26 protein-coding genes are annotated in these 26352 nt (G+C 64.8%); 12 read left to right on the top strand and 14 right to left on the bottom strand.

Going from position 1 to position 26352, the window contains the following annotated elements:
* Positions 1 to 60 precede the first annotated feature (60 nt).
* Entirely contained in the window at positions 61 to 222 is a 162-nt protein-coding gene (locus tag L6637_RS09210; protein WP_237870225.1) for a hypothetical protein, read from the bottom strand.
* A 214-nt stretch (positions 223 to 436) separates the two neighbouring features.
* On the opposite strand from L6637_RS09210, the gene L6637_RS09215 reads away from it, so the two are divergent.
* A complete protein-coding gene (locus L6637_RS09215; RefSeq protein WP_237870227.1) occupies positions 437 to 1897 on the top strand; it encodes a cell wall hydrolase in 1461 nt (486 codons plus the stop codon).
* Positions 1898 to 1905: 8 nt separating this feature from the next.
* Here the strand turns inward: L6637_RS09215 and nadC are convergent, their stop codons facing one another.
* From nadC to nadA, 3 genes are all read right to left on the bottom strand, one after another.
* Complete coding sequence (gene nadC / locus L6637_RS09220) at positions 1906 to 2784, bottom strand: carboxylating nicotinate-nucleotide diphosphorylase (RefSeq protein WP_237870229.1); 879 nt, start codon at positions 2782 to 2784, stop codon at positions 1906 to 1908.
* Positions 2785 to 2795: 11 nt separating this feature from the next.
* Complete coding sequence (locus L6637_RS09225; protein WP_237870231.1) at positions 2796 to 4400, bottom strand: L-aspartate oxidase; 1605 nt, start codon at positions 4398 to 4400, stop codon at positions 2796 to 2798.
* A gap of 169 nt (positions 4401 to 4569) precedes the next feature.
* Positions 4570 to 5670, bottom strand: a complete 1101-nt coding sequence (gene nadA / locus L6637_RS09230) for a quinolinate synthase NadA (protein WP_237870233.1) — start codon at positions 5668 to 5670, stop codon at positions 4570 to 4572.
* Between the two features lie 339 nt (positions 5671 to 6009).
* Between nadA and L6637_RS09235 the strand changes: the two genes are divergently transcribed.
* The 6 genes from L6637_RS09235 to L6637_RS09260 all read left to right on the top strand — a co-directional run bounded on the left by L6637_RS09235 (position 6010) and on the right by L6637_RS09260 (position 13701).
* Positions 6010 to 7260, top strand: coding sequence for an MFS transporter (locus tag L6637_RS09235; protein ID WP_237863381.1), 1251 nt, complete (start codon positions 6010 to 6012; stop codon positions 7258 to 7260).
* Positions 7261 to 7300: 40 nt separating this feature from the next.
* Entirely contained in the window at positions 7301 to 8287 is a 987-nt protein-coding gene (acuI, locus tag L6637_RS09240; protein WP_237863382.1) for an acrylyl-CoA reductase (NADPH), read from the top strand.
* Between the two features lie 113 nt (positions 8288 to 8400).
* Positions 8401 to 9015 carry a hypothetical protein gene (locus L6637_RS09245; RefSeq protein ID WP_237863383.1) on the top strand — a complete coding sequence of 205 codons (615 nt, stop codon included), beginning with the start codon at positions 8401 to 8403 and terminating at the stop codon, positions 9013 to 9015.
* A 165-nt stretch (positions 9016 to 9180) separates the two neighbouring features.
* Positions 9181 to 9432: a DUF6894 family protein gene (locus L6637_RS09250; protein ID WP_237863384.1), complete on the top strand. Its 252-nt coding sequence runs from the start codon at positions 9181 to 9183 to the stop codon at positions 9430 to 9432.
* Between the two features lie 195 nt (positions 9433 to 9627).
* Positions 9628 to 11733, top strand: coding sequence for a methyl-accepting chemotaxis protein (locus L6637_RS09255; RefSeq protein WP_237870235.1), 2106 nt, complete (start codon positions 9628 to 9630; stop codon positions 11731 to 11733).
* 279 nt (positions 11734 to 12012) lie between these two features.
* Positions 12013 to 13701 (top strand): methyl-accepting chemotaxis protein, encoded by a 1689-nt coding sequence (locus L6637_RS09260; protein ID WP_237870237.1) that lies wholly within the window; start codon positions 12013 to 12015, stop codon positions 13699 to 13701.
* Positions 13702 to 13705: 4 nt separating this feature from the next.
* Here L6637_RS09260 and L6637_RS09265 read toward each other — a convergent pair whose 3' ends face one another.
* The 6 genes from L6637_RS09265 to ygfZ form a co-directional block, all read right to left on the bottom strand.
* Positions 13706 to 16420 carry a DUF2339 domain-containing protein gene (locus L6637_RS09265; RefSeq protein ID WP_237870239.1) on the bottom strand — a complete coding sequence of 905 codons (2715 nt, stop codon included), beginning with the start codon at positions 16418 to 16420 and terminating at the stop codon, positions 13706 to 13708.
* Between the two features lie 46 nt (positions 16421 to 16466).
* On the bottom strand, positions 16467 to 17429 hold the full coding sequence (locus L6637_RS09270) for an NUDIX hydrolase (protein WP_237863388.1): 963 nt from the start codon (positions 17427 to 17429) through the stop codon (positions 16467 to 16469).
* Positions 17430 to 17445: 16 nt separating this feature from the next.
* The gene (locus L6637_RS09275) at positions 17446 to 17952 is read right to left on the bottom strand and encodes a tyrosine phosphatase family protein (RefSeq protein ID WP_237863389.1); all 507 of its coding nucleotides are present in this window, start codon (positions 17950 to 17952) and stop codon (positions 17446 to 17448) included.
* A gap of 103 nt (positions 17953 to 18055) precedes the next feature.
* Positions 18056 to 18670: an HD family hydrolase gene (locus tag L6637_RS09280; protein ID WP_237863390.1), complete on the bottom strand. Its 615-nt coding sequence runs from the start codon at positions 18668 to 18670 to the stop codon at positions 18056 to 18058.
* Entirely contained in the window at positions 18667 to 19293 is a 627-nt protein-coding gene (locus L6637_RS09285) for a DNA-3-methyladenine glycosylase I (RefSeq protein ID WP_237863391.1), read from the bottom strand. The genes L6637_RS09280 and L6637_RS09285 overlap by 4 nt, the downstream gene beginning before the upstream one ends.
* Positions 19290 to 20165, bottom strand: coding sequence for a CAF17-like 4Fe-4S cluster assembly/insertion protein YgfZ (gene ygfZ, locus L6637_RS09290; protein WP_237863392.1), 876 nt, complete (start codon positions 20163 to 20165; stop codon positions 19290 to 19292). The genes L6637_RS09285 and ygfZ overlap by 4 nt, the downstream gene beginning before the upstream one ends.
* Before the next feature lie 101 nt (positions 20166 to 20266).
* Here ygfZ and L6637_RS09295 point away from each other — a divergent pair, with 101 nt between their 5' ends.
* The 5 genes from L6637_RS09295 to L6637_RS09315 all read left to right on the top strand — a co-directional run bounded on the left by L6637_RS09295 (position 20267) and on the right by L6637_RS09315 (position 24357).
* Positions 20267 to 21601: a dihydroorotase gene (locus tag L6637_RS09295; protein ID WP_237863393.1), complete on the top strand. Its 1335-nt coding sequence runs from the start codon at positions 20267 to 20269 to the stop codon at positions 21599 to 21601.
* Between the two features lie 155 nt (positions 21602 to 21756).
* Entirely contained in the window at positions 21757 to 22626 is an 870-nt protein-coding gene (locus tag L6637_RS09300) for a sulfurtransferase (protein WP_237863394.1), read from the top strand.
* A gap of 97 nt (positions 22627 to 22723) precedes the next feature.
* Positions 22724 to 23413: an RNA polymerase sigma factor gene (locus L6637_RS09305; protein WP_237863395.1), complete on the top strand. Its 690-nt coding sequence runs from the start codon at positions 22724 to 22726 to the stop codon at positions 23411 to 23413.
* A gap of 85 nt (positions 23414 to 23498) precedes the next feature.
* Entirely contained in the window at positions 23499 to 24032 is a 534-nt protein-coding gene (locus L6637_RS09310) for a DUF4142 domain-containing protein (RefSeq protein WP_237863396.1), read from the top strand.
* 10 nt (positions 24033 to 24042) lie between these two features.
* A complete protein-coding gene (locus L6637_RS09315) occupies positions 24043 to 24357 on the top strand; it encodes a cupredoxin domain-containing protein (protein WP_237863397.1) in 315 nt (104 codons plus the stop codon).
* 39 nt (positions 24358 to 24396) lie between these two features.
* Here the strand turns inward: L6637_RS09315 and L6637_RS09320 are convergent, their stop codons facing one another.
* From L6637_RS09320 to L6637_RS09335, 4 genes are all read right to left on the bottom strand, one after another.
* Complete coding sequence (locus tag L6637_RS09320; RefSeq protein WP_057757219.1) at positions 24397 to 24663, bottom strand: hypothetical protein; 267 nt, start codon at positions 24661 to 24663, stop codon at positions 24397 to 24399.
* Between the two features lie 276 nt (positions 24664 to 24939).
* Positions 24940 to 25317 carry a TIGR02301 family protein gene (locus L6637_RS09325; RefSeq protein WP_237863398.1) on the bottom strand — a complete coding sequence of 126 codons (378 nt, stop codon included), beginning with the start codon at positions 25315 to 25317 and terminating at the stop codon, positions 24940 to 24942.
* Between the two features lie 46 nt (positions 25318 to 25363).
* Positions 25364 to 25798: an NUDIX hydrolase gene (locus L6637_RS09330; protein ID WP_237863399.1), complete on the bottom strand. Its 435-nt coding sequence runs from the start codon at positions 25796 to 25798 to the stop codon at positions 25364 to 25366.
* A gap of 17 nt (positions 25799 to 25815) precedes the next feature.
* Positions 25816 to 26313 (bottom strand): hypothetical protein, encoded by a 498-nt coding sequence (locus tag L6637_RS09335; protein WP_237863400.1) that lies wholly within the window; start codon positions 26311 to 26313, stop codon positions 25816 to 25818.
* Positions 26314 to 26352: the final 39 nt, after the last annotated feature.

Raw genomic sequence — 26352 nt, forward strand, 5'->3', positions numbered from 1 at the left:
ATGCGAAGAGGCGGGGCTTCGGCTCCGCCTCTTTTCATTTGAGCCCTTGCTCTCTCCACGTCATTGCGAGCGCAGCGAAGCAATCCAGAATCCCTCCGCGGAAAGACGCTGGATTGCTTCGCTGCGCTCGCAATGACGAGTGTGTTGCGGCAGCGCGAGTTCATCACGCGTCCCGTAATGATACGCGCGCGCAAGAATCATCAGAAAGAGTTCCTTCACCATTCGCATTGACCGATTGTTTACCGCTTCTCGCGACGCGACGTTTACCAATGCGCAGCATCGCCCCGTGGAAACACCTGACATTGCTTGAGTGTGCCTTGCGCGCAACGTGGATTAACGCCCCGGCAACCTAAATTAGATACTCACGATAAAGATCGAATTGCACGGATGTACTGAGTTCGATCAGAATGGGCGTAAGCGTAGCGTGAGCGTATCGATGTTAGTGTTGCGTAACCATCCGAAGGGTGCGCGGTTCGCATCCTTCGGACTCGGTCTCTGCATCTTCGCATTGATGCCGAGAGAGATCGGATATCAGGACATAGGCTCGCTGCTGGCGCGTCAGCCCGGCGTTGCCGAGCGCTGGCAGAAGCAGGTGTTCTCTGCGGCCTCGTCCATTCAGCTTGCCACTTACAGCTTCTCGCGCCCCATCGGCACATCCGCGCCGCAGAGCGCGATGGTGCGTCTCGCCAGTCTCGATGGCCGCGATGTCACCGGTTCCATTTCGCGCAACCCGGTGCTGCAAGCGCCTGCGCGCTATCAGGCCTCCGATTTTCCCAGGGTTGACCGTGCGCTGAAGGGCGATCGTCTCGCCACCGTAACGCCTGCGCCAGCGCCTGAGCCAGCCGCACCCGCCGCGATGCCCGCGCAGGAAAATCCCGCGACCTCGAACAGCTCCGTGTTCGGCGCGAAAACTGCCGAGCTGCCCGCCGCACAGCCGCAAGCGATGTCGCCGGAGTCCGCGGCGGCGCTCGATCCCGAGCTGCAGGAGGCGATGCGTGCGCCGCCGTTGGCCCAATATACAAATCCGCCGAGGGCCGACGACAACGCCCTGTCGTTTGCAGCACAGCCACTCAACACGCTGAAGCAGGCGACGGTCGAAGCTCCGCCGCGCGATCCCTTCAGCATCAAGACCTCGAACCTGTTCTTCGGCAGCTCTTCACTGGGCGGTAACCTCGAGAGCATCGAGAGCTGGCAGCCCGGCGCTGAGCCGCTGATCGTGATGCCCGACCCTGATATGAAGCTGGCCTCGCTGTCGCCGGCGAACGAGGACGCCGCGAGCGCCACCGAGAGCGGCGAGAGCGTCGCGCCGAAGGGTGAGGTCAATGCCGACAACCAGCGCGCAAAATCTCCGGCCGAGCGGCTGGCCCTCGACGAGAAATCACGCGCGAAGTCGGAAAAGTGTCTTGCAGAAGCCGTCTATTTCGAATCCCGCGGGGAGGCAGTGCGCGGCCAGATCGCGGTCGCGCAAGTTGTGATGAACCGCGTATTTTCAGGCAAATATCCTGATACGGTGTGCGGCGTGGTCTATCAGAACAAGTACCGCCACTTCGCCTGCCAGTTCACCTTTGCCTGCGACAACAATCCCGACGTGATCCGCGAGCCCGAGATGTGGGAGCGCGCCAAGAAGATTTCGAAGGCCATGCTCGACGGCCAGATCTGGCTGCCTGAAGTGGGCAAGTCGACGCATTACCACGCCTATTGGGTGCGTCCGTCCTGGGTCGCCGAGATGAAGAAGATGTACAAGACAGGCGTGCACACTTTCTACCGGCCGCGCAATTGGGGCGACGGCAGCGAGGAGCCGAGCTGGGGCACGCCGGCGCAGACCGCCGCGCTCTCGGCCGAGCTCGTCCAGGAGGCGAAGAGCTCAGCCGAGATGGGCGTGACGGAGCGGCGCTAAAGCGCGTCTCACATCTCGATATCCAACGCGCAGTCGAGATTCGGCGCCGAATGCGTCAGCGCGCCTGACGAGGCGTAATCGACGCCGGTGGTCGCGATCGCCGCAATCGAGTCCGGCGTGACGCCGCCGGAGGCTTCCAGCTTCACGCGGCCTTCCGTCATCCTGACAGCCTCGCGCAGCGTCGCGATGTCCATGTTGTCGAGCAGCACGGCCTCGGCCAGCCCAGTGTCGAGCACCTCGCGGAGCTGCGCCAGCGTATCCACCTCGATCTCGATCTTGACGAGATGGCCGGCATGGGCCCGAGCGCGCTCCAGCACGGGACGGATGCCGCCGGCGACTGCGATGTGGTTGTCCTTGATCAGGATGGCATCGTCGAGGCCGAAACGGTGGTTGAAGCCGCCGCCGCAACGCACCGCGTATTTCTCCAGCGCCCGCAATCCGGGCGTGGTCTTTCGCGTGCAGCAGATGCGCATTTTCGTGCCTTCGGTACGCGCGACATAGTCGGCCGTGAGTGTCGCGACACCGGAGAGACGGCCGACGAAGTTCAGTGCAGTCCGTTCCGCGGTGAGGATCGCACGGGCCGGACCGGAGATCGTCAACACCTGTTGCCCGCGGGCGACGCGCGCGGCGTCGCGGACATGCGCGTGGACCTCGATGTCGGTCGATAGCTTTTGCAGCGTCGCCAGCGCCAGCGGCAGGCCGGCGATGACACCGGACTGGCGTGCGATCAGGACGGCTTGCGCCTTGGTCGCTTCGGGGATCGTTGCGAGCGAGGTGATGTCGCCGGCGCGGCCGAGATCCTCGTCGAGTGCGCGATGCACGGCATCATCGATGGCGAGTGGAGAGAGGAAGGCGTCGGGATAGAGCAGGGAGGTGGGGGTGATCATGACAAACTCCGTCAGGCGATCATGGATTGAGCGATGCGTGGAAGTGAATGCGCGCTGAGCCCGTCCGCGATCTCGCGTGCTTGAGCGAGCGTCGTCATCGTTCTCTGCGCCAGCGCAGGCGCCTCCTCGGGATGGTCAGAGCGGAAATGCGCGCCACGGCTCTCGCGCCGGCTCCAGGCCGCGGAAGCAACGAGCAAGGCCGCCGTTGCCATGTGGCGGACCGCGGTGCTTGTTGCTGAGCGTTCCAGTGCACCAAAACTGCGTACGGCTTCTGCGAGCCCGTAGTGCTCGCGGATCACGCCGACATTTGTGCTCATCATCGCGCGCAGCCGCTTCGCGGCGCTTGCATCCGGCGCGCTGCCGCGTGGCGTCACCAGTGTTTCGGGGAGGCCGGCAGGTGAGGGGATCGCCTGGCCGGCGATGTCGTCGGCGATGCGCGCGGCGTAGACCACGGCCTCCAGCAGCGAATTTGACGCAAGCCGGTTGGCGCCATGCATGCCCGTTGACGAGACTTCGCCGCTGGCCCAGAGCCCGTCGATCGAGCTGCGGCCGCGCGCGTCGACCGCGATGCCGCCCATGTGATAGTGCACGGCCGGCGCGATCGGGATGACTTGAATCGCTGGATCGATGCCGCCGGCGATGCAGCTTGCATGCACTGTCGGGAATCTTTCAGCGAAATGGGCGCCCAGTGCCTGCCGCGCATCGAGGAAGGCGCCGCGGCCCGCCGCGATCTCGGCGAACACGCCGCGGGCCACGATGTCGCGCGGCGCGAGTTCGGCAAGGGGATGTTGCGCCGCCATGAAGCGCTCACCCTCGCTGTTGATCAAGGTCGCGCCTTCGCCGCGGAGCGCCTCGGTCGCAAGCGGCGCCGGATCACGCCCGACCATGATGGCGGTCGGGTGGAATTGCACGAATTCCGGATCGGCGATCACAGCGCCGGCGCGAGCGGCGATCGCGAGGCCAGATCCATGGGCCTCAGCCGGATTGGTGGTGACGGCATAGAGATGGCCGATGCCGCCGGTCGCGAGCACGACTGCGCGCGAGGCGATCATCACGGGTCTTGCCGCAAAATTGCCGGCCTCGCGCAGTTGAAGGCCGGTGACGGCGCCATCGTCGGTGAGCAGCGCTTCGGCGACAAAACCTTCGATCAGGCGGATCGACGGCGTGCGGCGTACAGCCTCGCTCAGTGCCGCGATGATGGCTGCGCCCGCGCCATCGCCGCGGACGTGCACGATCCGCCGCGCCGAATGCGCGGCTTCCCGCCCCACTGCAAGCCGGCCTTCGAGATCGCGGTCGAACGGCACGCCATAGGCGAGCAGATCGTGAATCCGCGGGCCGGCCTCGCGCGCGATACCGAGCGCGATCGCTTCATCGACGATGCCGCCGCCGACCGCAATCGTATCCGCGGCATGTGCCTCGGGACTGTCGCCATCGGCGACGGCAGCCGCGATGCCGCCTTGCGCCCACGCGGATGAGGCGCCCTGTCCGAGCGGCGCCGCCGAGATCAGCGTCACCGGCCGCGGCGCGAGTTTCAGTGCGCAGAACAATCCGGCGAGGCCGCCGCCGACGATCACGACATCGTCGGTGGAGCGGGTGAGGTTGTGGATGTTTGTCATGGCTCTTTCCTTTCACTCAACTGTCGTCCCAGCGAAAGCTGGGACCCATACGCCGCGGCGGAAGTTGTCTGGCGAAGCTCTGCAACGTCGTTCTTCGCAACCACATCTTCCTGTGGTTTTGGGTCCCGGATCTGCGCTTCGCCTGTCCGGGACGACACCGAATGTGTTGTCAGTTCTTCAAATTGATCATCCGCTCGACCGAACGCCGCGCGCGTCCTGCAAGCGCGGGATCGATCGTCACTTCCTCGCCAAGCGTCAGCAGGCTCTCCAGGATGTTGGCCAGCGTGATGCGCTTCATGTGCGGGCAGAGATTGCAGGGGCGCAGCATCTCGACATCAGGCAGCTCGGCGCGGACATTGTCGGCCATCGAGCATTCCGTGATCATCACGAGGCGCTTCGGCCGCCGTTCGCGCACCCAATTGATCATGTGCGCGGTCGAGCCGGTGAAGTCGGCTTCCGCCAGCACATCAGGCGGACATTCGGGATGCGCGATGATCTGCACGGAGGGGTCGGCATCGCGGAAGGCGCGCAGCTCCTCGCCGGTGAAGCGCTCATGCACCTCGCACGCGCCCTTCCAGGCGATGATCTTCACGTCGGTCTTCGAGGCCACGTAAGTTGCGAGATAGCGGTCGGGCAGGAAGATCACGCGCGGTGCGTTCAGGCTCTCGACCACCTGCACCGCGTTTGACGAGGTGCAGCAGATGTCGACCTCCGCCTTCACTTCCGCCGACGTATTGACATAGGCAACGACAGGCACGCCGGGAAACTTCTCGCGGAGCAGCCGGACGTCTGCGCCGGTGATGCTGGCGGCGAGCGAGCAGCCGGCGCGTGTATCAGGGATTAGCACCGTCTTGTCCGGATTAAGCAGCTTCGACGTCTCCGCCATGAAGTGCACGCCGCACTGGACGATGATGTCGGCCTTCACCTTGGTGGCCTCGACGGCGAGCTGGAGCGAGTCGCCGCCGATGTCGGCAACGCCGTGAAAGATCTCCGGCGCCTGGTAATTGTGCGCGAGGATCACCGCGTTGCGCTCGCGCTTGAGCTGGTTGATCGCGTGAATCGTCGGCGCCATCAGCGGCCACTCGATCGCCGGGATCACATGTTTGACGCGCTCGTAGATCGGCGCGGTCGCGCGTTCCACCTCGCCGGTCCATTCCAGCAAAGGGCGCGGCAGCGTCCCTGATCGTGCCGGCGCGACCGGAGTGGGGGTGGCTTGGCCCTTCGGCCGGTCGGCGAAATCATCAGGGCCGTAAATTTCAGCAATCGGCATCGAAGCCTCCCGTGCAGGTCAATTATGCTCTATTTGAGTATATACGGACCCTGAGAAATCCGGCCGAAGCGGCCGGTGGGATTTCGCCAGAGCTTACATATACTCAATCTGAGTAAATCTGAAATAGCACGCCCTTCGGCGATCCGCTAGGCCGAGTCGCACACATTTCCGTCAACTCGTGCTCCGTGCGCCGACCCAGGCAGCGATCAAACGCAATGCTCCCGCAAAAGCCCTTCATGGAACGCAATCATTTTTGACTTTCGATTTTCATGCATCTGCATTAAACGGCTGACTCGCGGCCGCCGATTTGCGAACCGCCAACGCCGAATGAGGAACACCATGTCGATCCCAGCGGGCGAGCTCGCTCCCTCTCGTTCCTCCAATTGGCGCACCCCGGCGGTCATCATCCTCTGCGGCTGCGCGATCGGCATGCTCGGCTTCGGTCCGCGCTCGGCGCTGGGCTTCTTCGTGCAGCCGATGAGCCATGAGTTCGCCTGGGGGCGCGACGTGTTCGGCCTCGCCATCGCTTTCCAGAATCTGTTGTGGGGGTTGGGCCAGCCGTTCGCCGGCGCGGTCGCCGATCGCTTCGGCCTGTTCCGTGTGATGTGCGTCGGCGCGCTGCTCTATGCCGGCGGGCTTCTCTTGATGCGCTATTCGTCGACGCCGCTGTCGCTCAACATCGGTGCGGGCGTGATGGTCGGTTTCGGCCTCGCCGGTTGCTCGTTCAATCTGGTGCTGTCGGCGTTCACGAAACTATTGCCAGCCGAGAAGCGCGGGCTTGCGCTCGGCGCCGGCACTGCGGCGGGCTCGCTCGGCCAGTTCCTGTTCGCGCCGATCGGCGTCGCCCTGATCGACAATTTCGGCTGGCAGCAGGCGCTCACCGTGTTCGGCTTCCTGATGCTCCTGATCATCCCCCTTGCGCTGGCGATCTCGACGCCGCCGGTCGCAACCACGGCCAACGCGGCGCCCGCGGATGAGCAGACCATCACCAGGGCGCTTGCCGAGGCTTTTGGTCATCGCTCCTACGTGCTGTTGGTGCTCGGCTTCTTCACCTGCGGCTTCCAGCTCGCTTTCATCACCGTGCATCTGCCGGCGTTCCTGGTCGATCGCGGCATCTCGACGCAAACCGGCGGCTGGGTGATCGCGGCTATCGGCCTGTTCAACATCATGGGCTCGCTCAGCGTCGGCTATCTCCAGAATAGCTTGCCGAAGCGCTACATCCTCTCGGCGATCTATTTCACCCGTGCGCTCGCGACGCTCGCCTTCATCTCGTTTCCGATCACGCCGTTCTCCGCGATCGCGTTCGGTGCAATCTCCGGCCTCACCTGGCTGTCGACGGTGCCGCCGACCTCGGCGCTGGTGGCGCTGATGTTCGGCACGCGCTGGCTGGCGACGCTCTATGGCTTCGCCTTCGTCAGCCATCAGGTCGGCGGTTTCCTCGGCGTCTGGTTAGGTGGCATCGTCTTCGAGAAGTTCGGTTCCTATACGCCGATCTGGTGGCTCTCGATCCTATTCGGTGTGCTCTCGGCGCTGATCAATCTCCCGATCGTGGAGAAGCCGGTTCAGCGAGTGGTTGCGCAGCCTGCCTGATCGGCTAAACATCCCGGTCAAACAAGTCAGGGAGTTTGCTGTGGCCACGTTCAAGGCGATCCGGATCGACAAGGCGGACAAAGGCACTACCGTCGCGCTCACGCAGTTCGACGAAGCCGAGCTGATGGACGGCGACGTCACCGTCCGCGTTGAATGGTCGACGCTGAACTACAAGGATGGCCTCGCGCTGACAGGCAAAGCGCCGGTGGTGCGCCGCTTCCCAATGATCGCCGGCATCGATTTCGCAGGCACGGTCGAAGCCTCCTCCCATCCGCAGTGGAAGGCCGGCGACAAGGTCGTCTGCACCGGCTGGGGCATGGGCGAGACCCATCTCGGCGCCTATGCCGAGAAGGCGCGGGTCAAGGGCGACTGGCTGGTCGCCCTGCCGCAGGGCCTGTCGGCGCGCGATGCCATGGCGATCGGCACCGCCGGCTTCACCGCGATGCTCTCGGTGCTGGCGCTGGAGAAGCACGGCCTGTCGCCGAAGAGTGGCCCTGTGGTCGTGACCGGCGCGGCAGGCGGTGTCGGCTCGGTCGCCATCGCCGTGCTGTCCCGGCTCGGCTACCACGTCATCGCCTCGACCGGCCGCGCCTCCGAGGCCGATTACCTGAAGAACCTGGGTGCCGCCGAGGTGATCGACCGCAGTGAATTGTCCGCACCGGCAAAGCCGCTGGCCAAGGAGCGCTGGGCGGGCGGCGTCGATAGCGTCGGCTCGACCACGCTGGCGAATCTGCTGTCGATGACCAGGTACGGTGGCGCCATCGCCGCCTGCGGTCTCGCGGCTGGCATGGACCTGCCGTCTTCTGTCGCACCCTTCATTTTGCGCGGGGTGTGCCTTCTCGGCATCGATTCCGTGATGTGTCCGATCGAACCGCGAAAAGCCGCCTGGCAGCGCCTCGCCTCCGATCTGGACAGGGCGAAACTATCTGAAATCACTACGGAAATTTCGCTCGATCAGGCTCCGGAATGGGGTGCGAAAATCCTGGCCGGCCAGGTCCGCGGCCGCATCGTGGTAAAAATTCTCTAACGACGTTCAGACTTTACCAACCAAGCTGCTTCAATGTCGCCATGGTTAGTATGGTAAGCAGCGGGTAAAGAGATAAAGGCATCGCCCGCTGCGGGGTCGGTTCGGAGTAGAGCATGCTTGCGCGTATTGTGTTGGGGGCTGTCACGGCAGTCGTGACGTTTGCACCGGCCATCGCCTTGGCTGGGAGTATGAACGCCGACGAGGCACGCCGCTTCGTCGCCGGCAAGGTCTTCGCCTTCACCTGTTTCGACGGTACCCGCGGCGCAGGCCGGATCCTTGACGATCTCGGTGCTGCCGGCGCGGTGCAGTTCTCGGGCTCGGGCCCGGTGCGCCATCTCCGCCTGCCGGGCAACACTCTCCAGATCCGCGGCCAGAACGTTTGCGCCTCGATTAAGGGCATTCCGTTCGAGCCTTGTTTCAACCTTGAGAAGACCGACGACCGCAGCTTCCGCGGCTCGGTCTCAGGCATGGGCTTTGCCTATTGCGACTTCCACCACCAGGGCGGCAACCAGATGCTGATGGCGCGTGCCGTCGCACGGCCGCGCTCGCTGCATGCACCGGAGCAGACCGGTTCGGTCAATACGTCGAGCACCGAGGTTGCCGCGCGGGTCGAGACGCCGAGGGTCGAGAGCAGCCGGATCGAGCCGGTGAGGTCGGACGCGAGGTCCGAGCCAAAGTCGGAATCGAAGAACGAAGGTCCGCTGGAACTGCGCCGCTCGACCGAGTGATGTCAGGCGCAAGCCTGCGCGCTCAATTTACCCGCTTTTGACGAATGCATCGCACGCGAAGCCGTGGCGCCGTAGTCATACGGCCCGCGGTTTTTATGCCTTGGTAGCGACTGTCGCCCCAGCCTGCGCAACGGCCGGGAGGCGGCCCTACGCAAGAGTTCGATAATGTCGCTGTATTTCTTTCGCATCAGCACCGGCCGATATTCCGGCGCCGCTGATCAGCCGTACGAGTTCGAGGATCGTGCTGCGGCCTGGACCGAGATGACCGAGGTCTGCGCCAATCTGCTCGGCAGCATCGCCCGCAATCTGAAGCCGAATGCGAAATGGAGCATGGAGCTGCTCGACGAGAACAAGCAGCCGGTGTTTCGCATCAGCTTGGCCGGCGAAGCCGTCGGATGCAAAATGACCCCGCGTTGACTTGAGGCTGCAATTTACAACTATGACGAGATCAAATTCCTTCGATTTCAATTATGTAGCGCAAAAAATCAGTACTTCTGCGGATCTCGCCGTTAACCGCAGATGGAGCTCTGGCCGATAGCCTTCCGGGTAAGGGCGATCAACGTCCAAGCGGCCGGCAATGACATGGCTGCTCGCGTTTCTGAGGAAGCGGGAATGTTGAGCCACATCAGATTGCGCATAGGAATTGCGCTGCCGGCGATCATCGCGGCGCTGGTGCTACTGGGTGTGGGATCGGCTAGTTTGATTGCCTTCCACGCCATCGGCAAGCGGCAGGATGCCGATGCGTTCCTGAAGGTCAATCGCGCCGCCCAACTGCTGCTCCAGAGCGCAGGACAATGGGCGATCGAACGCGGACTGACCAACGGCGCGCTGAAATCCGCCGATCCACTTGCTTACGAACGCGCTGCCGAGATCGACAAGGCCCAAGGATCGGCGGACGCGGCGTTCCAAGCAGCTATCGTCGAGATCCGGTCCATTCCTGAAATGGCGCTGGCGCAGTCGCAAATTGCGGAAGCCCAGGCCAGATTCGAGTCGCTGCGCGGCCTCCGAGCGAACGCCGCCACCAATCTCTCACGGCCACGCTCCGAACGGGCTCCTGAGGTGGTCGACGGCTTCGCCGCCGCGATCACCGACGTGATCGAGATCGCGAGCAACCGGTTGCGGTTAACGCTCGAGACTTTGACCAGTCCTCCCGCCGCAAAACTCGCCCAGCTCATTGGCGTGCGGCACCTGACGGCCCAAATGGCCGAGAACGCGGGGAGAGAGCGTGCGCTGCTCGCCGGTGCTGTCGGCGCTCGCGCCAAGCTTGGCGCTGGCGAACTCCAGCGTCTCGCCGGGCTGCGGTCCAAGGTCGAGCTCGCATGGGAGGCGGTGGTGCCGCTGCGGCTCCGCCCGGATTTGCCGACGGGGATCGGCGAGTCCATGGCCGAAGTGGAGAGGACCTATTTCGGCAGCTACGGAGAGACTCGTGCGCTTGTGCTTTCGGCCGGGGACTCCGGGGCTTATACGATCAGCGGGGCCGACTACTTCGCTCGCGCGACTGCAGGTATCAATGCCGTACTGAAGCTTGCAGGGTCCATCGGATCAGCTGCCGAGCAAGAAGCAAATCTGGAGGCGACGTCCAGTCTCCGGAATTTCATCATCACGCTTGCGTTTCTCGGCATCTCGCTGGTTCTGGCAGGGCTGAGCTTCTGGATTACCTTCTCGCGCATTCTCAAGCCGCTTTCCGCGATCACGGCCGCGATGAGAGGATTGGCTGATCGAGATTTCGAGGTCGAAGTGCCGTGCGCGGGCCAGCCTGTTGAAATAGGAGAGATGGCGCGAGCAGTGGAGGTGTTCAAGCAGAACGGCCTTGCGGTCGACCGGATGAGGGCAGAGCAGGCCGACGCGGCTCGGGTTGCCGCCGAGCAGCGCAAGGCCGAGATGCACAAGCTTGCCGACGGGTTCGAAGCGGCGGTCGGCGAAATCATCGAGACGGTGTCTTCCGCCTCGACCGAGCTCGAAGCGTCGGCCTCCACGCTGACCTCGACGGCGGAGCGCGCACAAAAGCTCACCACCATGGTCGCTGCCGCTTCCGAGGAAGCATCCACCAACGTGCAGTCGGTGGCGTCGGCGACCGAGGAGCTGTCGTCGTCGATCACAGAGATCAGCCGGCAGGTGCAGGAATCCGCCCGCGTCGCCGGCGATGCGGTCGACCAGGCCCGCACCACGACCGATCGCGTCAGCGAACTCTCCGCGGCCGCGACGCGGATCGGCGACGTGGTCGAGCTGATCAACACCATTGCCGGCCAGACCAACCTGCTGGCACTCAATGCCACCATCGAGGCCGCGCGCGCCGGTGAGGCCGGCCGCGGCTTTGCTGTGGTGGCCTCCGAGGTCAAGGCCCTCGCCGAGCAGACCGCGAAGGCGACCGGCGAGATCGGCCAACAGATCGCCAGCATTCAGACCGCGACGGAATTCTCGGTCGGTGCCATCAAGGACATCAGCGACACCATCGAGAAACTGTCGGAAATTTCCTCGACAATCGCAGCCGCCGTCGAGGAGCAGGGCGCCGCGACGCAGGAGATTTCCCGCAACGTACAGCAGGCGGCTGAAGGCACCCATCAGGTTTCGGCCAACATCACCGACGTACAGCGCGGCGCGAGCGAGACCGGCTCCGCCTCCGCGCAGGTGCTCTCGGCGGCGCAGTCGCTGTCCGGCGACAGCAACCGTCTCAAGCTCGAGGTCGGCAAGTTCTTGGGTACCGTTCGCGCCGCCTGATCCAGGCCTGCCCCGTTCACGGCGCGCCGGCCGCGGCGCACCGGTGTGGCGCGATGGAACGTTCGCGACGCTGCAACAAATGGTTGTGGAAGAAATAACGGCCACAATGTCACTATCCGTAGTTCCACGTAGGTCTCTGTTAACGGCTGGTTGCAACTATGTGCGCAATCTTGCCGGATAAGAACCAGCCAGCATTGTTGGAATGACCCGCCCTGCCGTGCGTCTGACGGTCATGGCGCAGGTGACGTGTGCGTTTAGGTCTCATCGGGATTTGTCGTGATGTCGAAATTGTCGATCGTCTTCAAGCTTCTGACCGTGTTGTCGGTCCTCGTGCTCTCGCTCGCCGGCGTCGGCGTCGTGGCAATCGGCACGATGCAGAACATCAATTCCCACACAGTCGAGATCGCGGAGAGCTGGCTGCCGAGCGTGCGTGCGCTGGGCTCGATGCGGGCTGACATTAACGAGCTGCGCGTCGCGCTTCGCCTGCACCTGATGCAGGACACAATCGAGGGCAAGGAGGCCGCCGAGAAGCGGCTGGCCTCGCTGCAGGCGCGCATCGAGACCACCCGCAAGGTCTACGAGCCGCTGATTACCTCGGCCGAAGAGCGCTCGCTCTACCAGCAATGGACCAAGGCGTGGGCCGATTACCTGACGGGCGTGCAGGATGTGATGGCGCTGTCGCGCAAGAGCCCCGGAAAGTTCCCGACTGACGCCAACGAGATGTTGCAGACCAAGGTCGCGAAGATGGCCCAGGCGGCCGATCCGCTGCTTCAGAAGGGCATTGAGCTGAACAATCACGGCGCCGAGCTGGAGACGAAGCAGGCGGCCGACAGCTACGCCATGATCTTCCGCGTGCTGGTCGGCATCATCATTGCTTCGGTCGCGATCGCGATTGGCGCGGCTTACTATCTCGTGCGCGACGTGTCGCGCGGCATTGCCTCGATCATCAAGCCGATGCAGTCGCTCGGTGAAGGCGATCTGTCGGCAGAGGTGCCGCACCGTGGCGAGAAGACCGAGATCGGATCGATGGCGGATGCGCTGCAGATCTTCAAGGAAGCGCTGATCGCCAAGCGGGCCGCCGACGAGGCGGCGAGGCTCGACGCCGAGGCCAAGATCGAGCGTGGTCGCCGCGTCGACGCCATCACCCGCAAGTTCGAGACCATGATCGGCGAAGTCGTTGGCACCGTGTCGTCGGCCTCGACCGAGCTCGAGGCTTCCGCGTCGACGCTGACCAATACTGCCCAGCGCGGACAGGAACTGGCGACTGTCGTCGCCGCGGCTTCCGAGGAAGCATCCACCAACGTGCAGGCGGTGGCTTCCGCTTCCGAGGAGCTCTCGTCTTCCATCACCGAGATCAGCCGCCGTGTGCAGGACTCGGCACGGATGGCGGCGGAAGCCGTCGAGCAGGCGTCGCGGACCAACGAGCGCGTCAACGAGCTGTCGCAGGCGGCCGCCCGCATCGGCGACGTCGTCGAGCTGATCAACACAATCGCGGGCCAGACCAATCTGCTGGCCTTGAACGCCACCATCGAGGCGGCGCGCGCGGGCGAGGCCGGCCGCGGCTTTGCCGTCGTCGCCTCCGAGGTGAAGGCGCTGGCCGAACAGACCGCGAAGGCAACCGGCGAGATCGGGGCGCAGGTCTCGGGTATTCAGGCCGCAACGCAAGAATCCGTCAACGCCATCCAGGAGATTGGCGGCACCATCGAGCGGCTGTCGGAAGTGTCGGCGGCGATCGCCGCCGCGGTCGAGGAGCAGGGCGCGGCGACGCAGGAGATATCGCGAAACGTCCAGCAGGCCTCGGTTGGCACCCAGGAGGTGTCGTCGAACATTACCGACGTGCAGCGCGGTGCGATCGAGACCGGCGAGGCGTCAGTCGAAGTCCTGTCGGCGGCGAAGTCGCTCGCGTCCGACAGCACACGCCTCAAGGTCGAGGTCGCGCAGTTCCTGGAGTCGGTCCGCGCGGCCTGATCCTTTAGCTGCCCGTCTGCGGAGCCGGCGGTGGCGCTGCCTGCCGCCGGAACAGGATGCGCTGGTAGAGCCAGCCGATCGCGACCAGCACGATGCCGAGGCCCATGAACGACAGGGCCCGATAGACGCCTGTCAGCGTCGACATGTCGATGACGAAGGCCTTCAGGATCGTCAGCGCGATGACGGCGGCGGACGCCAGCCGTGCCCGCTCGGAGTTGGCGAGAATGCCGATGCCGAGCAGCATGACGCCGAAGGCGAGCCAGCCGATCGAATAGGTGTATTGCTCGGCCCCCGTGGTCTCGCCGGTGGTGAGGAACGGGCCGTGATAGAAGCGTCGGATCTCCAGCGTCAGGTAGACAAGCGCAAACACCAGCGCCGCACCCGCAATCGTATTCGCATAGATCTTGCCCCGCGCGTCAGCCACCGCATAAGCGAGCAGCAGCATCAGCACCGCCGGCAATGCGTAGCCGAGCAGCAGCAGGTTGAACAAGGCGCCGCCGACATCAATGTGCCACAGCAGCGGGTTCTCCAGGAACAGCAGGCCGAACACGCTGACGAAGCCTGCGATCGCCGTGAGCACGATCGCGCCGACATTGTGCACGATGCTGTGGCTGCGCAGCCGCAGCCGCTCCAGTCCGATCGCCATCGCCAGCGCCACGCAGACCTGCAGCGCGGCTTCGAGCAGCGAGGGCGATGCGATCATGTCGCCGCCGGTCGCGAAGTGGCGGACCTCCATGAAGGCGAGCAGCGCGGTGAACAGGATCGCGGCCGCTTCCACCATGCGCAGCGGCGCATCGTCGCCCCTGCGGCGCAGGAAGTGGCTCGCCGCCCAGAACGAGGCGGCCGGCAGGCCATAGCCCCACAGCAGCCAGTTGAAGATCGGCGTGGTACCGACGGCATCTCCGACGATGCGCGGATCATAGAGGATGCGCGCGGTGACGATGCCGGCGAAGATGGCGGCAAGCCAGCGCAGGAATGGGATCGGCCGCTGCAGCGCGATCCAGGCGGTGCCGAGCGACATCAGCGCCAGCGCGATGGTCAGCCAGCCCTTCTCCAGCGCGAAGGTCAGCGCCAGCGCCAGCGCGCCGAGCGTGCCGGTCGCAAACAGCGCCGTCGAGATCGCAAGGCCCGGCCGGCTCTCCCGACGGGTCAGCGTTTCCGTCGCAAAGCCAAAGGCGGCGGCGAGCAGCACCGCGAGGATCGCGAACGGGATCGAGCGGTCGAGATGGGCAATGCGGGCGTAGAGCGCGATGAGGATCGCGATTGGCGTCGCGACACCTGCTGCCGACCACACCACGGGAATGATGGCCGAATGGGAGCGTCCTTGCGCGAAGAAGCCGGCGATGCCGAAGCCGGCGGCAAAGATCGCGGCCATCACCAGATGCTGCGTCACCGCGCTATCGATCGCGGTCGGCGTGATGCCGGGCATTGGGCCGCCCGGCAGCACCAGCATGTCAGGATTGGCGCGCACCGCCCATTCGGCGAACACGATGAACACGGTTGCAGCGGCCGCGCCCAGCGCGCCGACGGCGGCCTCCGCGCGCCAGGCGACGAACAGCGTCGCCGCAACAAGCAGCGTGAAGGCGATCAGCGACAGGTCGGCATGCGCGCTCGACAGCACGATCAGCATCGCGCCGAACAGATAGGCGCCCAGCGTGCTCGACGAGACCGGTTCGATCTGTCCGCCTTCGATGGCCGGGCCGAACATGAAGCCGCAGACGACCAGCAGTGCAGCGAGCACGAAGCCGGCGATCACGTGGAATGCGTGCGGCGCGACGTGCAGGTCACCGGTGTCGAGACCCGGGAAAGTCCAGAGCACGGCGAAGACGATCGTCGTGACCGCGAGCCAGCGCCACAGCCGGATGCGGGCGAGGCCAAAGCTCGCGGCGGTGACGACGGCAAGATAGATGTACAATGCCCAATAGTCCGGCTTGCCGCTGGAGACGAGCACCGGCGTCGCGAAGGCGCCGACGACGCCGAGGCCCGCGAGCGCCGGTCCGTGCAGCAATGCTGCCGCGAGCGTGGCCAACGCCACGATGCCGAGCAGCACGAAAGCGGTGGCAGGCACGAGGAAGCCATAGAGCGCGTAGGCCGCATACACGGTTGCGAAAGCCACCGCCGTTCCGGCCGCGGTGAGGATCGCGGGGATGTTGGCAATCGGCAGCGCTGCAATGCTCGAGATGCTTTCTTTGCGCCGCGTCCATTCGCCGGCACCCAAAAGCGCGGCCGCGAACAGGCCGCCGAGGAACACGCGTACGCCGGGGCCGACAAGGCCAGCCTCGATCGAATAGCGCACCATGAAGAAGCCACCGAGCGCAAGCGCCAGGCCGCCGATCCATACCACCCAGCGGGTGCCGAGCCGTTCCTCGAAACCGGGGGCGGGGGCGGGCAAAGGTGGCGGCGGTGCGTCGGCTGCGGGGCTGGCCTCAGGACTTGCTTCGGGCGGAGGCGGCGAAGCCTCTTCGGTGACGAGCGGCGGCGCGGTCTCGGCTTCCGGCGCAAGCGGCGGCGGCTCTGCCGCATTTGTCGTGGGCGTGCTTGGCTGCTCCTGCACGGGCAGCGGTGGCGGTGGCTGAACCTGTCGCTGCGCCTGCAGCGCGGCCTCCAGCGAGCCCAGCCGACGGCGCAGTTCGGTCGCCTGGTTCGACGCTTTCAGCGCGATCAGGAACGCGGCGATCGCAATCATCACTGCAAAGACGTCGAACGGGGCGTCGAACATGGGGCCTCCTGGCAATCGGCGGGCGGGGGCCGACCGCAATCTTGATCTAGCGCCGGGAGCGTACCCGCAAGCCGGGCGCCGGCCGTTCCTGGAGCACGTCGCGGCGGAAGCGATAGAGGGCCGCCGGTCTCCCGCCCGTCTGTGTCGACATCACGCCGGTCGGTTCGACCAGCGCCTCGGTTTCGACTAGACGACGGAAATTCTGTTTGTGCAGATGCCGGCCGGAGATCGCCTCCACCGTATACTGCAACTCAGTGAGTGTGAACTCGGCGGGCAAAAGTTCAAACACCACAGGACGATACTTCAGCTTTGCGCGCAGCCTGGCAATCGCGGTGGCGAGGATCCGGCGGTGGTCGAAGCGCATGGACGTGCCGAGCACGGGCAGGGACTTGCGCGCCAGTGCCGCAGGCCGGCCGTCGCGCCGGGCTTCCTCGACGAGGCCGGCCTCATAGAGCAGCTCGTAGCGGTCGAGCACGCGCTCCTCGTCCCAGGAAGCACCCTCGAGGCCGAAATAGAACCGCACGCGATCCTTGCGCGGCAGCGCGCGCGTCGTCTCGGGCGTCTCTTCCTCGGCCCATGCCGTCAGCGCCGGAATGATGTCACGGGCGATGATCGCCGGTGGCGCCTCGCGCCAGTCCTCCCAGGGGAAGAAGCGATACCAGGGCTCGAAGCTCGCGGCATTCGCGGCACCCTCGGCGCCGCGTGTCAGCGCGAGATAGCCGATCGACACCATATGCGCGCCGGTGTCGCCGGCCTCGGCATGACGGCCGCGATCGCCAAACGTATAGAGCTGCTCGACATAGCCGAGCCGCAATCCCGCCTGTTCCTCGACCCAGGCGCGCAGGCCGATCTCGAAGGTGCGATGGCTCGGCGCATCGAATGGACCGAACGGCAGGCCGGCGAGCCCGTCAGCGCCGCGCGCAGTCAGCACCAGCGGCTCGTGATCCTCGATCGCGACGATCGCGGCAGTCAGGCCGATCTCGATCGGCGTCAGCAGCTTGTCGCTCATCCCAAGATCGCTGATGTCATTCGAGCTCGATCACGAAGGGGCGGCCTTCGACCAGCATCTCGCCCGGCCCCATCTCGTCGAGCGCGCGCAGCATGCGGCCGTTGCGCCCCAACGCACGGTCGGCGAGATCGACGATGCGCCGGTTCGGCGAGGCGATCGGGGAGGCCGCGCGGATCTTCTTCGCGATCTCGATCTCGTCGCGATCAGGATTGAGCGCGCAGACGGCGGCGAACGCGCTCGCCGTGGAGCGGCTGATGCCGGCATAGCAATGCACCACGAGCGGCGCAGCGCGGTCCCAGCCGCGCACGAAATTCAGCACCTGCTCGATGTGGGTCTTGGACGGCGCGACAAAGCCGTCCATCTCCTCGGTGATGTCGTCCATCGACACCTTGAGATGATTGGCCGGCAGCACCGACACCGGCCGCGCCACCTGTTCGACATTGGCCATCACGGTCAGCACATGGCTGGCCCCGGTGCGGCGAACGGTTTCGGGAAGGGCGGCGAGCGAGCAGACGTGGATCATGGCGGACCTTTTTGGGCGATTATAGCCGGTGCCGTAGAGTGGGCAAAGCGCCTCAACATCGTCGTTCCGGCGAAGCGTGAGGCGGCACCAACCCAATACGTGCTCACGCAAACACGGCGCCAAATCGCTCCAGAAACTGCTTTTCGGCCCGCGCCGCCGTCCAGGGCGTCAGATAGTCGCGCCTGATATTGTCGGAGAGGCCGGGATCCCTGCCGAACAGGCGCTTGGCCTCGCTCTCGCTGAAGCCGGCAAGCTCGGTCGCCTCGAGGTAAGCCGCGCCGCGATCGGCGGCCTTGATCGCCTGCGTGATCTCGTCAGGGAGCACTGGCGGCAGGCCGAAGCGGATGTGGATGGCGCCGAGCAGGCGCTTCTCCACTGCCTTGTAATGGCCGTCGAGCACGGCCTTGAACGGCGAGATCATGTCGCCGATCACATATTCGGGCGCATCGTGCAGCAGGGCTGCGAGCCGCATGCGCTGGTCGACGCGCGGCATCTCGTGCCGCAGCACGGTCTCGACCAGTAGCGTGTGCTGTGCCACCGAAAAGATATGCGCCCCTGTGGTCTGCCCGTTCCAGCGGGCGACGCGCGCCAGCCCATGTGCGATGTCGGCGATCTCGATATCGAGCGGGGAGGGATCGAGCAGATCGAGCCGCCGGCCCGACAGCATCCGCTGCCAGGCGCGCAACTCCACTGCGCGCGCGGTCTTCTTGGCGGTCATTTGGCCTTGAGGCGCGGCTTGCGCTGCATCTTGCTGCAGGTGGCGTGGCAATGGCAGTCGACGAGATGATCGTTGACCATGCCGGTCGCCTGCATGAAGGCATAGACGATGGTCGGGCCGACGAATTTGAAGCCGCGCGAGGACAGCTCCTTGGAGATCTGAACCGACAGCGGCGTCGACGCCGGCACGCTCGCCGTGGTCTTGAAGTTGTTGACCTTGGGCCGGCCGTCCATGAAGTCCCACAGCAGCTTCGAGAAGCCGGGTCCGTTTTCCATGATGTCGAGATACGACTTCGCACTCAGGATCGCGCCGTCGATTTTGGCCTTGTTGCGCACGATGCCGGCATCGTTCATCAGCGCGTGCACTTTCTTCTCGTTGTAGCGCGCGATCTTCTCCGGCTGGAAATCGTCGAAGGCTTTGCGGAAATTATCGCGCTTGCGCAGGATCGTGATCCAGGACAAGCCGGCCTGAAAGCCGTCGAGGATCAGCTTTTCATAGAGTGCGCGGTCGTCATATTCAGGCACACCCCATTCGGTGTCGTGATAGGCGACATAGAGCGGGTCTTCGCCGGGCCAGGGGCAGCGGGTCTTTCCGTCGGGATGCAGGCGGGGAGCACGGCTCATGCGATGGGCTGCTTTGCGGGAATGCGAACGATTTCGGGTTCTGCCAGCTTCAGCGTGAGTCCGCCAGCCGTCAGCGGCTGGCCGGCATCGAGCGCATCCGCAACGCGGTCGATGCGCACCAGCGCAATGCCCTTGCCCTTCGCCGATGAGCCCATGGTGCCGACGGACCTGTCGCCGACCATGACACTGACGCCAACTTCCGGCGAGGAGTCCTCGAGCAGCACCTTCACGCTGCGGGTGCGCGCGGTGCCGCGATGCTGCATGCGCGAGACGACTTCCTGGCCGACATAGCAGCCCTTGTCGAAATCGACGCCGGCAAGGCGATCCATGTTGGTCTCGTGCGGGAAAGCGTCGCTGTATATGAAATCGAGCCCGCCGCGCGGCACGCCGAGCGCGATCCGGTGCGCCTCGTATTCGCTGGCATCGACCAGCTCCGCGCCGATCAGGTCCGAGAGCTTCTGCTTGAGATCCTCGGGGATCAGAATGCGCGAGCCAAGCTCGGCATTGCGGGGATCGGCAAAGGCTAGGTCCGGTTGCGCAGCAAGCTGGCCATCCCAGGCCGCGAGCACGCCGAGATCGAGGATGTCCACCGTCACCTTGGCGCGCAGCTTGTAGAATTTCAGCTTGGTGGCGAGGCCATCGGCCAGCGGCTTCGGACAGTCGATCAGGAACCCGCCGCCATGGCCGCCAGGGGCTTCCGTGATCAGGAAATCCACGATGATCTTGCCCTGCGGCGTCAGCAGCGCGCCGAATCGCCCCAACCCCGGCTTGAGCCTGTCGACATCGGTCGTGATGAGGCCGTTGAGGAAGTTGCGTGCGTCCTCGCCGGCGACCTTGATCACGCCCCGGTCGGGAAGAAACGCTGATTTCATGCGAAAATCTCTTGCGACATGTTGCTTCGGAACGTAAGCCCGCAAGGCATAAACGACAAGACCTCGAGCCCTGCGCTTGGGGATGAGAGGGGCCTTCAGCCATGACCCAGCGCTTCGACGTGATCCTCAAAGGCGGCACCGTCGTCAATCAGGACGGCGAGGCCGTTCGCGACATCGGCATCGCCAATGGCCGCATCGCCGAGCTGGGCCCGCGGTCGCAAGGCTCCGCCGCCGAGGTGATCGATTGCAAGGGCCTGCACATCCTGCCCGGCGTGATGGATACGCAGGTGCATTTCCGCGAGCCCGGGCTGGAGCACAAGGAAGATCTCGAGACCGGCTCGCGCAGCGCCGTGATGGGCGGCGTCACCGCCGTGTTCGAGATGCCGAACACGTCGCCGCTCACGGTGACCGAGGCCACCTTCACCGACAAGGTGAAGCGCGCCCATCACCGCATGCATTGCGATTTCGCCTTCTTCATCGGCGGCACCCGCGAGAACGTGCAGGACCTGCCGGTGCTGGAGCGTGCCCCGGGTTGCGCCGGCGTCAAGGTCTTCATCGGCTCGTCGACCGGCGCGCTGCTGGTGGAGGACGACGAGAGCCTGCGCCGAATCTTCCAGGTGATCCAACGCCGCGCCGCCTTCCATGCCGAGGACGAGTATCGCCTCAACGACCGCAAGTCGCTCCGCATCGAGGGCGATCCGCGCTCGCATCCGGTCTGGCGCGACGAGACCGCGGCTCTGATGGCGACCCAGCGACTGGTCAAGATCGCGCATGAGACGGGAAAACGCATCCACGTGTTGCACATCTCGACCAAGGAAGAGATCGAGTTCCTGCGCGACCACAAGGACGTCGCGTCCTGCGAGGCGACGCCGCACCATCTCACGCTGGTCGCGCCGGAATGCTACGAGCGGCTCGGCACGCTGGCGCAGATGAACCCGCCGGTGCGCGGCGCCGACCACCGTGCCGGCATCTGGCGCGGCATCGAGCAGGGCATCATCGACGTGCTCGGGTCCGACCACGCGCCGCACACGCTGGAAGAGAAGCAGAAGACCTATCCCGCTTCGCCCTCCGGCATGACCGGCGTGCAGACGCTGGTGCCGCTGATGCTCGACCACGTCAACGCGGGCCGGCTTTCTCTCGCGCGCTTCGTCGATCTCACCAGCGCCGGGCCCGCGCGTCTCTACAACATGGCCTGCAAGGGCCGCATCGCCGCCGGCTACGACGCCGACCTCACGGTGGTGGACCTCAAGCGCAGCGAAACCATCACCAACAAATGGGTGGCGTCGAAGGCCGGCTGGACCCCGTATGACGGCGTGCGCGTCACGGGCTGGCCCGTCGGTACCTTCATCCGCGGCCGCCGCGTGATGTGGCAGGGCGAACTGGTGACGCCGTCGCAGGGCGAGGCGGTGCGGTTTCTGGAGACGTTGAAGCAGTAGCCGATGTGCAGGGACGCGCAGTGTTTCCCCAGCCGTCATTGCGAGCGTAGCGAAGCAATCCAGAATCCCTCCACGGCGGCAGTCTGGATGGCTTCGCTGCGCTCGCAATGACGAGGGGGGAGGTCTACACTTCCGCGCGAACGGGAGTGCAGTCAATGTCCCAGCCCACCGCCCTCATCACCACCGCGCAACTCGCCGCGATCCTCGGCGACCCCCATCTCCGCCTCTACGATTGCACGACCTACAACGAGCCGGTGCCACCAGGCAGCGACGTGCCGTATCGGGCCGTCCCCGGCGACAAGACCTTCGCGGCCGGCCACATCCCCGGCGCCGATTTCCTCGATCTGCAGGGCGAGTTCTCCGACGCTTCCGCGCAACAATTCTTCATGATGCCTGATGTGGCCCAGTTAGAGGCCGCCTTCGGCCGCCACGGGCTCGATGCTAGCAAGACCGTCGTGCTCTACAGCATCGGCACCATGATGTGGTCGACGCGGTTCTGGTGGATGCTGCGTTCGCTCGGCGTCGATGCGCGCGTGCTCGACGGCGGTTTTGACAAATGGAAGGACGAGGGGCGGGCGGTCGAGACCGGTGCGCCGAAGGGCTATCCGGCGACGAGCTTCAAAGCCGCGCCGCGTACCGGCTTCTTCGTCGACAAGGATTTTGTGAAGGCGCGGATCGGCGATCCCGCGACAGTCACTGTCAACGCGCTCGGACCACAATTTCATAGGGGGCTCGAGCCGAGCCGCTATGGCCGGCCAGGCCGCGTGCCCGGTAGCGTCAACGTGTCGGCTGCAACCCTCGTCAATGCCGACAAGACGCTGACGACGCTCGCCGATGCCGAAGTCAAGTTCACCTCCGCTGGCGTCACGCGCGACAAGAGCGTGATCCTCTATTGCGGCGGCGGAATCTCGGCGACGATCGACCTGCTCATGCTGACGCAGCTCGGCTACGACAGGCTGACGCTCTACGATGCTTCCATGGGCGAGTGGGCAAGGGACCCGACACTGCCGATCGAGACGGATTAGGGACGAATCTTGCCTTCCGGTAGAGGGTAAGAAAGTTGGGAACCTTTTCTGCCGGCCTGCATCCAATACCTGGAACCAACGGAGACAGGTGACCGCCATGCAACGGAGCGCAGCCGGCCTGTCCGCCGGACTCAGGGTATCGGAAGCCGAGCTGATCGATCGGGCGCGCAGCCGGGACGAGGCCGCGCTCCGCGAGATCATGCAGGCCAATAACCGCCGGCTCTACCGCCTCGCGCGCGGAATCTTGCGCAGCGATAGCGAGGCCGAGGATGTGGTGCAGGAAACCTATGTCCGCGCCTTCACCCATCTCGACGGCTTCAAGGGCGAGTCCGCGTTGTCGACCTGGTTGTCGCGTATCGCCATCAACGAGGCACTTGGCCGGGCCCGAAGTGCAAAACCGCATGTCGAGCTCGACTCAGTGCCGGAGGAGGCGCTTGAAGCGCAGATCATCAGGTTTCCCGTTTCTCCCGCAGGCGATCCGGAAAGGACCATGGCTCAACGTGAAATCCAGCGCGTCGTGGAACGCGCCATCGACGAATTACCGGACGCCTTCCGCATGGTTTTCGTCGCACGCGTCATGGAGGGCATGAACATCGAGGAGACCGCCGATCTGCTCGGCGTGAAACCCGAAACCGTGAAGACGCGGCTGCACCGCGCCCGCACCATGCTGCGTGAGAATGTCGAGAAGGAGATCGGCCCGGTGATGATGGACGCGTTTCCGTTCGCCGGCTGGCGCTGCGAGCGGCTGACGGAAGCAGTGCTTAAGCGCCTCGGAATCGGCGGTTGATTTTTTTCGGGAACGTTTGCGCGAAGCACCCATCCAATTCCTGTGAAGCAACGCCGGCAAACCGCCAGCACAGGAGTGTCAGACCATGCTCGTTCGTTGGAGCGCGGCGATCGCCGCCACCATTCTGTTGTCCAGCCCCGTGCTGATGCAAGGTGCACGCGCGGCCGATAAGCTTACCGATCCGCAGATCGCCCACATCGCTTACACCGCGGGCGTAATCGACATCAACGCGGCAAAGCAGGCGCAGAAGAAAGCGAAGAACAAGGACGTCAAGGCATTCGCCGACGACATGTTGCGCGACCACGAGGCGGTCAACAAACAGGCGCTCGCGCTGGTCAAGAAGCTGAACGTCACGCCCGAGGATAACGACACCAGCAAGGCACTGGCCAAGCAGGCCAGCGACAAGCTGGCCGAGCTCGACAAACTCGACGGCGCCGCCTTCGACAAGGCCTATGTCGCCAATGAGGTCGCCTATCACAAGACGGTCAACGGCGCGCTGGAGACGCAGCTCATTCCGTCCGCTGGTAATGCCGAACTGAAGAGCCTGCTGCAGACCGGCCTGAAGATCTTTCAGGGCCACCAGCAGCATGCCGAGCACGTCGCGTCGGAACTGAAATAGGGAGCGTGCGATGAAGCCGGGACGACTGTTTTCGATCGCCCTTGTCTTTGCGGCGACGGTCGTCCCGGCGCACGCCGCAACGATCGAGATCACGATGGAAAATCTCGTGATCTCGCCGGCGGAGGTGTCGGCGAAAGTCGGCGACACCATCACCTGGATCAACAGGGACGTCTTCGCCCACACTGCCACCGCGACGAACGGCGATTTCGACGTGACGCTGCCGCCGAAGAAGTCGGCGACGTTGGTTCTGAAGAAGGCGGGAACCGTCGACTATTACTGTCGCTTTCATCCCAACATGAAAGCGACGCTCAAGATCGAGCCTTGATGAAGACCCTGCCTGCGGGGGGGCTTTGTCAGGGAGGGCTTACTGCCGTGCGAGGCTGACGGAGAACTCGCCATTGCGGATGCGCGCGGGAAAACCCTCGACGAATTTCGCCACCGCGTCCTCGCCATAGGTGCCCACGAGTTCGGCCAGCGCCGCAAACAGGCTCGCCTGCGCCAGGCAATCGCCGTCGACGCCGTCATGGCGTGCTTCGGCCCAGGCCTCGTTCAGATAGCTCAGGGCGGCCTGTTTCTGCTCGTGATCGGGCAGCGGCGCGCGGGCGGGGGCGTAGGAAATCGGCTGGCTCATGAAACTCGATCAGGGCTGGGGCGCGATCCACGGCGATGCGCTGTGCGGGAGGTGTAGCACGCGCATTAACGACCGCTAGGCCACATCTTTAAGAACGGTTAACGGCTGTGAACAAAGTCGATGACAGGGTTCCAGTCGCTGTTATTCCGGGGCGCGACGAAGTCGCGAGCTATGATGCGCAATTGCGCATCTGAGAATCCATCAGGCCGCCGAGTTGGTGGTGAGGTGGCTCCCGGGTTCGCGCTACGCGCGCCCCGGAATGACGAATGGAGGGTTTCAGTTCGCGTAACGCGCCGTCAGATCCCGCGAGATCTTCGAGCCTTCCTCGATGTAGCGGCGAATCGCCACCGTCGCCGCCGGCGTGCAGCTTCGGTAGGTCTGCTGGAAGCCGTTATAGCCGCGGTTGAACGCGGCGATCATGCGGGTGCGCCGCTCGCCGGCGGGGGTCTCGGCATCGATCAGCGCCTGCATCTCGCTGCGCCATTTGTTGCCCTCGTTGGAGCCGCAGATGCCGCGCAGGTAGTGCAGCCCGCCCAAAATCTCGGCCAGCCGCTGCAAATCGGCGTCGAACGGCGCAGCCACGTCCTGGGCCCGGGCGGGCGCGGAAGCGCAGGCGAGGATCAGGGCAAAAATGGCCAGAAATCGCGGGAACATCGGCGGCGTGTATGCCCCCTCAGGGCTGATGACGCAAGGCGGGCGCTCAGGGGCCGATCAGGCGCGCGGCGGACTGGATGATCTCCTCCAGTCCCCCGGTCAGCTTGAGGTCGCTGAGGCTGCCGAGCGCGTCAGGGGCGATCCACCTGAAATCGTCGAGTTCGTCGTTCAGGGCCGGTTCCCGGGCCACCCAGCGGGCGGCAAAGGACATGATCAGGTAATGGCCGGCACCGGGTGCGGCCGGCAGCACCTCGCGCCAGCCAGCAAGGCCGACGATCTCGATAGCGAGCCCGGTCTCCTCGTCGACCTCACGGCTCAGGGCCTGGTGCAGCGATTCGCCGAATTCGACCCGCCCGCCGGGCAGCGAATAGAAGCCCTTGGCGGGGGAGCGGGCGCGTCGCGTCAGCAGCACCTTGCCGTCGCGGAAAATCGCGGCACTGACCGCGATCTGGGGATGGGTCGGCTGGACGACGGATGCCATGCTTTTGACGACCTGGCTCAGTTCGCCATGATGGTATCGACGTCGGCTTCCGCACCGCCATTGATGATGCCGCCGCAAGCCGCGATCAGCGGCTTGACCCAAGCCGTCGCCTGCTCGGCCAGCCGAACGCGGGTCGTGTCCTTCTCGACCTCGCGCATGGCCGAGCCGACCGCTGATAGAATCGAGGTCATGGTGTCGGTGATGTGGTCGAATTGGGCGCGCACGCTCGGTTCGGCCTTCTCATAGGCTTCGATGGCGAGATCCCGCGCCTTGAAGTTCGAGGCCGTAAAATGTTCGGCATAGGACAGCGGCGACCAGGTCAGGAAATCCTCGGCGCATTCGGGCATGTCCGGGACCATCTCCAGGAGCATGACCGCTTCATTGAAATGGTTGAGATAGTCCGTGGCAAGCCCGGTTCGCGGGTTGATGTTGGCCACGCGCAGCCGCTCAGCCCAGGCCGCGGCCTCGGGGCCCGTCTGTGCGCGCGTTGCGGGTTGGGAGGCCATTGAGCTCATCGGCCGCAGTGTTAACGTTCGGGGTTAAAAGGACCTCAA

Origin of the sequence: Bradyrhizobium zhengyangense (assembly GCF_022012435.1) — a bacterium.
Classification (GTDB): Bacteria; Pseudomonadota; Alphaproteobacteria; order Rhizobiales; family Xanthobacteraceae; genus Bradyrhizobium; species Bradyrhizobium zhengyangense.